Annotated in this window: 12 protein-coding genes; 5 read left to right on the top strand and 7 right to left on the bottom strand. The window is 40.6% G+C overall.

Annotation, left to right across the window (positions count from 1 at the left end):
* The first annotated feature begins 65 nt into the window (after positions 1–65).
* The gene (locus tag AN390_RS07475; RefSeq protein WP_024033583.1) at positions 66–695 is read left to right on the top strand and encodes a response regulator transcription factor; all 630 of its coding nucleotides are present in this window, start codon (positions 66–68) and stop codon (positions 693–695) included.
* Positions 682–2271, top strand: a complete 1590-nt coding sequence (locus tag AN390_RS07480; RefSeq protein ID WP_055253644.1) for an MASE1 domain-containing protein — start codon at positions 682–684, stop codon at positions 2269–2271. The genes AN390_RS07475 and AN390_RS07480 overlap by 14 nt, the downstream gene beginning before the upstream one ends.
* A 1-nt stretch (position 2272) precedes the next feature.
* On the opposite strand, the gene AN390_RS07485 is transcribed toward AN390_RS07480, so the two are convergent.
* The gene (locus AN390_RS07485) at positions 2273–2806 is read right to left on the bottom strand and encodes a hypothetical protein (protein ID WP_232423975.1); all 534 of its coding nucleotides are present in this window, start codon (positions 2804–2806) and stop codon (positions 2273–2275) included.
* Positions 2807–3068: 262 nt separating this feature from the next.
* Between AN390_RS07485 and gloA the strand changes: the two genes are divergently transcribed.
* Complete coding sequence (gene gloA / locus AN390_RS07490; RefSeq protein ID WP_055253646.1) at positions 3069–3602, top strand: lactoylglutathione lyase; 534 nt, start codon at positions 3069–3071, stop codon at positions 3600–3602.
* Between the two features lie 61 nt (positions 3603–3663).
* Positions 3664–4086 carry a hypothetical protein gene (locus AN390_RS07495; RefSeq protein WP_055253648.1) on the top strand — a complete coding sequence of 141 codons (423 nt, stop codon included), beginning with the start codon at positions 3664–3666 and terminating at the stop codon, positions 4084–4086.
* 147 nt (positions 4087–4233) lie between these two features.
* Here the strand turns inward: AN390_RS07495 and htpX are convergent, their stop codons facing one another.
* The 6 genes from htpX to bioB all read right to left on the bottom strand — a co-directional run bounded on the left by htpX (position 4234) and on the right by bioB (position 10859).
* On the bottom strand, positions 4234–5097 hold the full coding sequence (gene htpX, locus AN390_RS07500; RefSeq protein WP_024033579.1) for a protease HtpX: 864 nt from the start codon (positions 5095–5097) through the stop codon (positions 4234–4236).
* A 229-nt stretch (positions 5098–5326) separates the two neighbouring features.
* The gene (locus AN390_RS07505; RefSeq protein ID WP_055253650.1) at positions 5327–6898 is read right to left on the bottom strand and encodes an FAD-dependent oxidoreductase; all 1572 of its coding nucleotides are present in this window, start codon (positions 6896–6898) and stop codon (positions 5327–5329) included.
* Positions 6899–7043: 145 nt separating this feature from the next.
* Positions 7044–7727, bottom strand: a complete 684-nt coding sequence (gene bioD / locus AN390_RS07510; protein ID WP_055253652.1) for a dethiobiotin synthase — start codon at positions 7725–7727, stop codon at positions 7044–7046.
* A 29-nt stretch (positions 7728–7756) separates the two neighbouring features.
* The gene (locus tag AN390_RS07515) at positions 7757–8653 is read right to left on the bottom strand and encodes a methyltransferase domain-containing protein (RefSeq protein WP_095206737.1); all 897 of its coding nucleotides are present in this window, start codon (positions 8651–8653) and stop codon (positions 7757–7759) included.
* Positions 8650–9807 carry an 8-amino-7-oxononanoate synthase gene (locus AN390_RS07520; protein WP_055253654.1) on the bottom strand — a complete coding sequence of 386 codons (1158 nt, stop codon included), beginning with the start codon at positions 9805–9807 and terminating at the stop codon, positions 8650–8652. Before AN390_RS07520 ends, AN390_RS07515 begins: the two co-directional genes overlap by 4 nt.
* Before the next feature lie 11 nt (positions 9808–9818).
* Positions 9819–10859: a biotin synthase BioB gene (bioB, locus tag AN390_RS07525; RefSeq protein ID WP_055253656.1), complete on the bottom strand. Its 1041-nt coding sequence runs from the start codon at positions 10857–10859 to the stop codon at positions 9819–9821.
* A 92-nt stretch (positions 10860–10951) separates the two neighbouring features.
* Between bioB and bioA the strand changes: the two genes are divergently transcribed.
* A complete protein-coding gene (gene bioA, locus AN390_RS07530; RefSeq protein WP_055253658.1) occupies positions 10952–12253 on the top strand; it encodes an adenosylmethionine--8-amino-7-oxononanoate transaminase in 1302 nt (433 codons plus the stop codon).
* Positions 12254–12298: the final 45 nt, after the last annotated feature.

The raw sequence follows: 12298 nt of genomic DNA on the forward strand, positions 1-12298 counted from the left end.
TTTAATAAATATTTTGGCTAATGGTTAAGTATTTCAATGTATAATAAATCTAAAGGGAGAAATACATGCACATTGGAATAATTGAAGATCATCAATTAGTACGCGACAGTTTTAAAAAACTATTAGAACTACATGCAGACTGGGAAGTAATAATAGAAGCTTGCAATGTTGACCAAGCAATACTAGCCGTTGCACTTGAGCAACCCGATATATTTATTGTAGATATATCACTTAATGAATCTCAAACTGGCCTTACGTTTTTAACCTACCTTAACGAAAATTTCCCTGAAATAAAAACAATTGTTGCCTCCATGCACGATTACGAACCTTATGTGAGTAATGCACTTCGCCTAGGCGCCCTTGGTTATGTGTCTAAGCGCTCTGCGTCGGAAGAGCTAATTGATGCAGTTAAATCGGTTGCGCTGGGTAAACGCTATATAAGTGAAGACGTAAATTTTGCACTAAATACACAAAGCTCAGTTTTAACTATGTTAACTAACCGAGAGCTTGAAGCTTTACCACTGTTAGCAAAAGGGTTAAATGCGAAACAAATAGCGCAACAATTAGAAATAATGCCTAAAACAGCGCACGTGCATAAGGCAAATATTTACAGCAAGCTTAATGTAACCACTTCGTTTGAACTGTTAAAAATAGCCATTGATGCTGGAGTAATAAAGCTAGATGAACTTACCTAGTACACTACCTGCTTTTAACTTTTCTGCTATTGCATGTATTAAAGAAATTACAAAGCACCTTTTACTAGGTGGAATATATTTTGTTGCCTGCATTGCTGCTTTTTGGGTTGGCACTAATTTAGAAACCGTGCCAGAGAGTAGTGCTATATTTATTCCTGCGGGAATAAAAATTGCTTTTTATTTGCTTTCGCCAACACGCTATTGGGTCACTTTGTGGTTATCGTCTCGTGCTTTGGCAGCGCACTTTGGGTATTTAGGTTCTGGTGTTTGGGAGTTTAATTTACTGCATGGCTTTTGGCAAGAGCTTTGTTTTTATGCGCTTGTGTATGTGTTTAAACACAGTCGTTGGCCGCCAAGCATTAATAATAGCTTAGGTATACTTTCGTTAATTTTGTTATGTGTAGCAAGCACTTCAATAAAGTGGTTTTTGTTTTCAAGCGCATTCGAATTTACAAACATTCAGCTTGCTAAAGAGCTATTGCAGTATCAATTAAATATGTGCCTAGGCGATATAACAGGCTCGTTGCTCATTGCGCCGTTTATTATGTTGGTTCACTCTTTAAAGCTACCATTAAAGCGCCCTGCATTACTTAAAGTGACTAATTTAACCTTAACATTAGCCATAGTAATATTTGTGCTGATATTTGCATACTTACTACGCCCCGATACCTACCCGTTACTTCGCCTTGCATCTTTGTTGCCTATTATTCGGTTTTCGTATCGGTTTGGTATTGTAGGCGCAATTACTAGCGCAATGCTTATTAACGCTTTAATAATTGTTGAAGCAATCATTACTGACGAACCGAGTAATACTTATATAAGCCAACTATTTATTTTAGCCAATGCCATTACCAGCATGGTGCTAGGCGCGGCTATTACTGAGCTAAAACGTAAAAATGTAGAGTTAAAAAAAATTAACCGAGCACTCACTAAGCAGCTTGATCAAAACTCGCGCCTTGCAGCTAAAATGGTTACCGTTCAAGAAAATGAACGTAAACACCTTTCACAAGAGTTACACGATGAACTTGGCCAAAACTTAACAGCTTTAAAAACAGATTTAGCTATTTTGTCTCATATTAGTAATGAAAAAACACAAACATTTGTTACAACATTAAAAAATAATGCAAATGCCATGTACGACTCTGTTTATCAGTTAATGCATTATTTACGCCCACGAGAACTTGATGAGCTAGGGCTTAAAAAAGCAGTGGTTCAGGGACGCTTAAAAAGCTTACTTAATCAGGCTAATATAAGTTACGAAGTAAGTTTTACACTAGAGCAAGCGCTTTCTAAAGAGCATGAAATTGCGGTTTATAGAATTTGCCAAGAAGCAGTAACAAATTGTATTAAACATAGTAATGCAAACTTACTAACTATAAACATTAAATCGAGCGAGCATTTTAGTGAGTTGGAAATTAGAGATAACGGCGATAGTGTAAAGTTAACCGACAACACCGGACACTATGGCTTAGCTTTTATGCAAGAACGCTCTATGGCATTAGGGGGGAGTTTTGAAGTTATTAATGATGGCGGTTTTACTATTAAAGTAAAACTGCCAATAAAAACAGTTGGTTAATTTAGCAAATAGATACTTGCTTGGTATAAAATTTTTGCCTTGGTTGGTCACAGTATGCATCGTCGGTGTTGACTTGTATTTCAACTTGGTTGCCCACCAGCTGAAGTAATAATCCGGTTGCTATGTTGTTATTGCCTAATGTTGATTTTATCAACACCTTTTTGCCAATCGCTTCTTGTAGCCTAGGTTTTGGTAAATTAAGGTTGGTTATTGGCCTTAACCCTTCAGCTTCTGCAAATAAATTTATGCAGTGATATTTTGCTGCAATAATTCTTTGTTCGTTAATTTTTGCTATATCAACATTATTTAAAAAGTGAATAATTGCCTGGTTAGCATGGGTAAACTCACTCAATACATCGTCAAGCTCGCGCCCTGAAGCCCACTTTCTGGTAACTTGGTACTGCCGTGATGCTTTGCGGGTAAGTATAACTGTTGCGCCGGTCATTTTGCTAAACCACTGTATACAGTAACTTGTTTCACTTTGGATATTAAGCAATACACTCATGTTGCCAAATTCAGTTATATTTTCATCCATACAAATCATACTTGATACCCTAAATCCTTGTTTAGGTATAGTTTATGAGTATTTAGATAATTAAAAATCATCCATATTCCTAACTCATCTAGGAAAATGGCTTAGAAAATAATGTGGTATATTTAGTAACTTCTGCTTTATGCACTTAATCCATTATAAATAGTGATGTATGCGGATGAGTTTTTATTTAGCTGAGAGTTGATTATGTTGGTTTAAGCATTATATCTAAGTTTTCGCTTCTTAATTTATACAAAGGATTACCATGTCTAGCTATAACGAATCGCCAGAGCAAATTGAACAGGCCACTCAAGGCTATGTGATGCAGCAAACTATGTTGCGTATTAAAGATCCCAAACCGTCGCTCGAATTTTATCAAAATGTATTAGGTATGAAGCTGTTAGGTAAGTATGACTTTCCTGAAATGAAGTTTACATTGTACTTTTTAGGCTACGAGCCAGAGCAGCCGCAAGGTGATGATAAAACCAAAGCTAAATGGGTATTTGGTCGCCCTGCGCTAATTGAGCTTACCCATAACTGGGGCACAGAAGACGACGATAGCTTTGAGGGCTACCACAGCGGTAACCAAGAGCCTAAAGGCTTTGGCCATATTGGCATTAGCGTACCAGATGTATACGCCGCGAGTGAGCGCTTTGCAAAGTACGATGTAGAATTTGTTAAAAAGCCGGATGATGGTTCAATGAAGGGCTTAGCATTTATAAAAGACCCTGACGGCTACTGGATTGAAATACTCTCACCTGAGGGAATTACTGATATTATTTTTTCTCAGTCAGAATGAGCTGCTATAGTTTTATAGCTAACTTAGCCTAATTTTTTACATTAAAGTTAGGCTAAATTTCATGGATAAAAATATAAAGGAACTTAAGATGTTAAAAGTAGTCATTTTATTCGCAATCTTTCTTGGGGGTTGTAGTTCAATGGTGACCATTCCAAGAGATAATAAAGATGCTCTTCGCTACTCTCCTGATATAAAAGAAGATAATTTAACTTTTAACGCTAACTACCAGGCTCTTGTTAAATGTTGGGATGAGAAAGCAGAAAAGCAAAAAATTAACTTCTCAAATGCTACTTATACCAACATATATTCGGACTTAGGAGTTGCTGAAATAACAGTTAGTCATGATAACTATTACTACTTATATATTGAAGTTCTGAAAGTAACGAGTGGAACATCTACAGTCAATGCCTATGGGATGGGAGAAATAGGTAACTCAAACATTCCTAACTGGCTCAGTATAATGAGAACTTGTTCTAATAGGTGACTGGTATAGATGATTTGAGCTTATTAAATTGTATTAGGCAATTGCACTATTACTCTAAATTATTTGAGCAAATAAATTATCTCAATATTACACCAAAAACAAAGCCAGCTAATTAGCTGGCTTTTGTGTTTTTAAATAAGGGTTAGCTTATTTACGCAGGGCGTCTATTCGCGCATCAAGCGGTGGGTGAGATGAAAACAGTTCAGCCATCCCTTTTCCACTTGCTATACCAAAGGCCATCATTGAGCCTTGTAATTGCGATGGATGGTTTTGCTTTAATCGCTCAAGAGCTGAGCGCATTTTGTCTGCACCTACTAATTTAGCTGCGCCGCTGTCGGCTGCAAATTCACGCTTACGGCTGTAACTTGCTACCACTATGCTTGCAAGCACACCAAATACAACTTGGAATAACATGTCGAATAAAAAGTAAGACCAGCTACTACCGCCCTCTTCTTCATCGCCATTTAAAAAGTTATCAACTATGCCTGCCAGTACTTTGGCAGCAAATATTACAAAGGTATTTACCACGCCTTGTATTAGCGTAAGCGTTACCATGTCGCCGTTAGCTACGTGCGATACTTCGTGGGCAAGTACGGCTTCGGCTTGGTCTTGATTCATGTTATGTAATAAACCTGTGCTTACCGCCACCAGCGAGTTGTTTTTGCTTGGGCCGGTTGCAAAGGCGTTCATTTCTGGGCTGTCGTAAATTGCTACTTCAGGCATTTTTATACCTGCTTTTTGAGCTTGTGCTGATACAGTTTGTACAAGCCAGTGCTCGGTTTCGTTGCGCGGTTGAGTAATTACCTGTGCGCCCGTTGATTTTTTAGCAATCCACTTAGACATAAATAATGAAATAAACGAGCCACCAAAGCCAAATACAGAGGCTATAAGTAATATTCCGCCAAGGCTACGATGGCTTAAACCCAGCGCGCTCATTATTATTGAAAGCACTACACCTAATACCAACATAACCGCTAGGTTAGTTAATAAAAACAAAAATATACGTTTCATATTGTCCTCACAAAAATAGGTTTGATCACCGAACATAAAATTAAATTAGGTTAAAGCAATCATTACGCTATGACACACTATGTCATGACGTTGAGGCTATTCTGTGACAAACTATGTCATAACGCAAGGGTTATTTGCAGGTTTATTAATAAATTTTTTGAGGAGTTTAAAAAGGGAGTAAAGTGTAGCGTAACGTAGTTATTAAACCTCGTTACGCCAATAAAAACAATTAGTTGCTGGTTATGCCGCTACTTGTAATGCAATTATTAATTGTTGCCATATCTGTAGGAAAACCGCGCTCTTTTGCGAGTAATTGTGCAACCTTGGTTATATCTGCATGGTTGTGTTGTTGAAGATACGTCCACTGGTGATGAGTACGATGCTCATTTATGTGCGCATCGTCGCTTATTAAGCCAAGTTTAGTAAATTCAGCCACTATTTCATCGGCAGCGATTAAGGTAGATGACGCTTTTACGTTTTCGGCTCGTGCGTAGCTAATATGCGAATATAAGCTAACATCTGCGACGCGCAAGGTGTCGTCTTCTCCTGGGATTTGCTGGCCACCAAACAAGGCATTGTTTTGCGGGTTAGCGTTTTTAAATGCCGGAACAAACTCGGCTACATAATCAATGGCTTTTTGGCTACGCGCTTTTAGTACCTGCTGATCCCACCCATTGTTTATGTAATTTAAGTATTTAGCTGGCAATTGCGGCTGTGCACTTTGCTCGGGGGTATCGGCTAGGCCATCGTTAAACAAGGTAATTGAGTTGGTCATACCATGAATTTGATAATAGCCATTAGGATAAGGCGTTAGTTGTGCCATGCCCTCTGGCGTGCCACGGTTACCATAGATAATAATTTCCGGAATTTGCCCGCCAGCGCCTTGCCAATGCGTAATGTAAGAGGCTTTAAATTCAACCATACGTTTGGCCTCTACGCCTACCATGTCATCTACAATACCGGTTTGAAAGCCACAGGCATTAATAAGGTAGTCTACCTCTACTGTTTGCGTAGAGTCGCTTTGGTTGTTTTGGTATTCAATTTTCCAGGTTGGCGATTGGTTATTGGCACTGGTTTGCTCAGCTTGGCTAACTTGCTTTACCTCTGTGCTGGTAAGTACATTAGCGTGTTCGTACTGGGCAAGCGCAAGTTGGGCGCTGGCCGATAACCTAAAAATATTCCACCCGTATTCTTGCGCAACAATTAGCGGGTATTTTACTTTGTTTAAGTTTAGGTGCTTAGCAACGGGGATCATCCACTCATCTAGCGTTTTAGGCTCACTAACCTGCTCTTTTTTACTCAGCGCTATCATTTGTTCATGGTTATACAGCTGGTAGTAATTGTCGGGCTCGCCAAGCACTTTGTTGTTAGGGTCTTGCTCAACTAACTCTTTATACGCGTTGGTGATTTTATTTAATCGTGGTAGTAAATCATCGGGTGAGTCGTCATCGCGCGTAGGAACTGCAAACACGGTTGGGCGTACATCTATGGTGTAGGGGTATAGGCGTAAAATATCAATACATTGTTTGAGTAAATCTATGCAGTCTTCGTCTGGTATTTCACGGTATAAATTACCACCGGCATGTAAATGGCACATAGGTGGGCCATCTATAAGTGACTTTTTTTTCTCAAAAATAGTGGTATGAATCCCTAGCGCTGCCAATCGAATAGCTATTGTTGCCCCTGCTGTGCCGCCACCTAAAATGCCCACACGGGTTTTAGGCTGAGCACTTGGCTTTACCTCGGGTTCCCCCGTTACCTGTGTGTTTTGAGCGAAGCGTTTAATGTATGGGTGCGTCATGTAGCGGTTTATTTCCTTAGTAACAATAGCTTTAATTTGTAATATGTGTACTAAAGGGGGTAATTTCAAGGCGTAAATACAATTAATAAGCTCATGTATTTAATATAAAAACTGCTTTGCATTTAAAAACGCAAAGCAGCCACAATTAGCTCTGTATATTGAGGGTATTAAGCAAGGTTTTGTATATTTGCAGTTTAGGGGTTTGCTCGCTGTATGGGCTTATAGCCAAAATAGGAAATGGCAAGCGTGCTTTTAACGAATCAAGGTTAGCTTGGTATTCGTCCATATTTGAGTCTACTTGGTTGGCAATCCAGCCTACACAGTTAATGCCTAAACTTTGCATATGGGCAGCGGTGAGTAAAGCATGGTTTAAACAGCCTAGTTTCATGCCTACTACTAAAATTACGGGTAGTTGCTCGGCCTTAACCCAGTCGTATAAATAATCGGCATTATTAATTGGCAGTGCCCAGCCACCAGCGCCTTCGGTTAGGTGGTAATCGGCACCTTGTTGTTTAAGTGTTGAGTACGCTGTGCTTAGTTTATCGAGCGTAATATTAACCCCTACTTGCTCTGCGGCTATGTGCGGCGCAATAGGCGGCGCAAAGGCAAAGGGGTTTATTACATCGTATTTGGCACTGACCGTGGCGCTTTCCATTAGCATTAGTGCATCGGCGTTTACTAGCTGATCAAACGCCATTTCGCAGCCTGCGGCAAGTGGCTTAAAGCCAATTGCGTTTTTTTTATGTTGGGCAAGTAGCTTTAATAGCAAACTAGTCACGTGGGTTTTTCCGGCGTCGGTGTCGGTACCGGTAATAAAAAATTCTTTCATTTTACTGCCTTGATTAATTTTAATATTAGCTACTCATGGCTTTTTTGTAATGATAACAATACCACATGGTAAGATACACACGCTTGATTGTTTAAAAGCGGATACGCATTGCATACCCGTTGTAGCGCCGACTTAGTTAATAACCCTTGGCGCGAATTAGCATGATTTTGCGTTGTAGCACCAATGGCTTTAATAGATTTAATGGCTTTTAACGGGCTTGAATAACAATCGGTATAAATTACTTTTTGCGAGCTATTAATACTAAACCCCGCATTTTGGACCGACTGGTTTATATAAGCGTGTGTATTAAAGGTATTTATATGGCTGCGGTTATCAAGCGCTGCAAACGCTGTTTTAATTTCGTTAAGCGAACCCGCCACTACGGTACTTATATAAGCCTGCCCGCCAGGCTTTAAGCTTTTATAAAGCGCCTGCATTAATTTTTCAAAATTAGCCGACCACTGCACTGCAAAATTACTAAATATAGCGTCAATACTGCTTGCTTGTAGCGGCAGGTTATCCATATCGGCGCAAATTTTGGGGTTAGTTAATGCAGCGCTTTTAAGCATGTTTAAGCTTAAATCTATCGCGATTACTTGGCCGTATTGTTTGCTTAGCTGCGAGGTATTAACCAGTGGGCCAGCTCCTAAATCTACACAGCATTTACTTTGGTTGTGCGACTGGGAGTTTATTAATTTAAATAAATCGCTTGCTGCCTGTTTTTGTACATTGGCATGGCTGTTGTATTGCTCAGCTGCTTTAGAAAACTTATCACTCGCTCCCTTTTTAAGCGCTGTATGGGGGCGTACTTGCTCAGCACTTTGTATAAGCGCACGCTTTTGTGAAGCCCCATTTATAGGTAAAAGCGCGGGCTTTTTATTTAAAGCCTGCTTGCTGTGGGTATGAGCTAAAGCCTGCGCAATCATGCTATTGCGCCTTTTAAGTGCTCAACAAGTGCTGTTATATCTGCATGGGTATGCGCCGCTGTTAAGGTTACACGTAACCGCGCGGTATTATGCGCAACCGTGGGTGGGCGAATAGCGGTTAGCCAAATACCCTGCTGTTTAAGGCTTTGTGCTGCGTGTAACGTTTGCTCTGCGCAGCCAAGCACAATGGGCTGAATAGCGGTGTTTGACTCCATTACCGCAATAGCGTGTTGTTTACAAAGCTGCTTAAAAAAAGCAATGTTACTACTTAGCTGATCGCGTTTATTATCTGCACGTTTAATGGCTTGCAAGCGCGTAAGCGTAAGCGCTGCCATAAGCGGCGATATAGCGGTTGAATACGTGTAGTCGCGGTTAAACTGCAGCATGTAATTAATAAATTGGTTATTTGCTAATACACAGGCCCCGCTACTTGCTACTGCTTTTCCAAAGGTAATAACCAGTATATCGGGAAGTGCTAAGCCCTCATCTAATAATGCCTCACAGCTACCTAAACCGGTTTTACCTAGTGCGCCAAAACCATGTGCATCATCAATCATAAGCCAGGCATTGTGCTCTTTAGCTAAAGCAAGCAGCTCTTTTATGGGGGCGGTGTCGCCATCCATCGAAAACACCCCTTCGCTAATAATTAGCTTATTGTGTGCTTTTGATTTTTCGAGCCGCGAACGTAAATGCTTTAAATCATTATGGTTAAAGCGGATCAATGCGGCATTTGAGTGCATTGCGCCGTCAATCAAACTGGCGTGGTTGAGTTTATCTTGAAAAATAGCACTGTTTTGCGCAGCACTTTTATCGTTAAACAGCGCTTTAATTACACTGCTATTTGCACTAAACCCCGAGTTAAACAACATGCCTGCCTCGTAACCAAGCGCACTACATAAGTATTGCTCTAGCTGTTGTTGCTGCGCCTGATACCCAGTAACTAAAGGTGAGCTGTGGCTACCGAGTACGTTGTTTTGCTCAAGGTTAATACTGCAATCACCAAAGCCTAGGTAATCATTACTGGCAAAATTAAGGTACGTTGCGTTATTTACCGTAATGGTACGTGCTGTGGCGCGCTGCACCACATGGCGTTTACGCAATAACGCATGTTGCTGTTGTTGCTGCAAATGCGTATTTAAAAATTCAAATGGCATAAAAGGTAAGCTTAGGCTTCGTAAAATAAGGCTGACGTTGCTTTATCGGCCACTTGCGATGACAGCGATGCGGCAACGGCTTCGTCTGAGTAGTCTTGGTGTTTTTCTGGGTTCATGCCTAATTTTTTAATTAGCTTCATGTCGGCATCGGCCTCTGGGTTTTCGGTTGTGAGTAGCTTATCACCATAAAATATTGAGTTAGCGCCTGCAAAAAAACACATTGATTGCATTTGCTCGTTCATCGCGCTGCGACCTGCTGATAAACGCACATAGCTGTGTGGCATCATAATACGGGCGGTAGCTATGGTGCGTATAAATTCAAAATGATCTAAATCGTCTACGTTTTCAAGCGGTGTGCCTTTTACTTTTACCAACATATTAATAGGTACGCTTTCAGGCTGTTGTGGTAAATTTGCCAGCTGCATTAATAAACCGTAACGGTCGCTTGATTGCTCGCCCATACCGACAATACCGCCTGAGCATACTTTCATGCCGGCATCGCGTACGTGATCTATGGTGTTTAATCTGTCTTCAAAGGTACGCGTTGATATAATTTGCTCGTAATATTCAGGCGAAGTGTCAAGGTTATGATTGTAGTAATCAAGCCCTGCACTACTTAGTTCATGTGCTTTTTCGTTGGTAAGTTTACCAAGCGTCATACAGGTTTCTAGGCCAAGTTCTTTTACTTCTTTTACCATTTTAGAAATATACGGCATGTCTCTGTCTTTTGGATCTGACCATGCTGCGCCCATACAAAAACGGGTTGCGCCTTTTTGTTTAGCTAGGCGTGCTTGCTCTACCACTTTTTCTACTTCTAGTAGGCGCTCGCGCTCTAAATCGGTTTTATAATGCCCCGATTGCGGACAGTATTTACAATCCTCTGGGCAAGCCCCTGTTTTTATAGATAATAAAGTAGATATTTGTACTTCGTTAGGATTAAAATTAGCGCGATGAACCGATGCCGCTTTAAATAATAAATCGTTAAATGGCATTTCAAATAATGCCTTTACTTGGGCGTGGGTCCAATCATGGCGAACAGGTGCAAGTTCCATAGTAGTCTCTTATTTTTCTCAGTGGTGATGTTGGATTAGTCTACGTCTTGAAGTACCATTGTCAACGAAACCCACCACGTTAAAGTTTACATATGAATAAAAAACAAACGATTGACCTTGATTTTGATCGTGACCATATTTGGCACCCTTACACATCAATGACACAGCCTATCCCGGTTTACCCTGTTACTCATGCAAATCATAATTTAATTTACCTAGAAACCGGCGAGCAACTAATTGATGGCATGGCCTCATGGTGGAGCGCAATTCATGGCTATAATCATCCGGTATTAAATAACGCCATGATTGAACAAATTAATAGTATGAGCCATGTAATGTTTGGCGGCATTACCCATAATAGCGCGGTAGAGCTGTGTAAAAGGCTTATTACAATTACCCCAAAAAGTTTAACTAAGGTGTTTTTAGCCGATAGCGGCTCGGTAAGTGTAGAAGTAGCGATTAAAATGGCGCTGCAATATTGGTTAAGCCAAGGGCTTACAAACAAGCAAAAATTAATGACGCCGTATAAGGGTTATCATGGTGATACATTTGCCGCTATGAGCGTGTGCGATCCGGTTAATTCTATGCACAGTTTGTATAAAGGTTTTTTACCAGAGCATGTGTTTGTACCCGCTCCTGTGAGTAAATTTGATGGCGAGTTTAACCAAGCAGAAGCCCAAACGCTGGAACAATACTTTAAAACGCACCACCACGAGGTTGCCGCCTTTATTATTGAGCCCATAGTGCAAAACGCCGGCGGTATGAACTTTTATCACCCCGCGTATTTAGCCTGCGTTCGTAAATTATGCACGCAATATAATGTATTACTGATTTGTGATGAAATAGCCACAGGGTTTGGCCGCACAGGTAAATTATTTGCTGTAGAGCACGCTAATATAGAGCCCGATATTTTATGTATAGGTAAAGCCCTCACCGGAGGCTCAATGACCCTTTCGGCCACACTAACCAGTGATAAAATAGCCATAGGCATTAGTGAAGGCGAAGCCGGCGTTTTGATGCACGGACCTACATTTATGGGCAACCCGCTTGCCTGTGCGGTTGCGTGCGCCAGTATAGATTTACTTTTGGCGCAGGATTGGCAACAACGCATTAGCGATATAAACACTCAACTACAACAGCTTAAAAAGTGCAATGAATTAGATGCGGTAGCCAATGTGCGTACCTTAGGCGCAATAGGTGTTGTAGAGCTAACTGATGATGCTGGCAATGTAGATGTTGCTAAAATTCAAGCCTTTTTTGTAGAACAAGGCGTATGGATTAGACCCTTTGGTAAACTTATTTACCTAATGCCCCCGTATATAAGTGACTCAGCCAGTATAAAAACCTTATGTGATGCCATTTACACTGCAATTGCAGGTAAGCATTACTGCTAAGCGTTAAATTATACCTAAGAGGCATAGTCATTATTTGCCTGTTAG

Source organism: Pseudoalteromonas sp. P1-11 (assembly GCF_001399995.1).
Classification (GTDB): domain Bacteria; phylum Pseudomonadota; class Gammaproteobacteria; order Enterobacterales; family Alteromonadaceae; genus Pseudoalteromonas; species Pseudoalteromonas atlantica.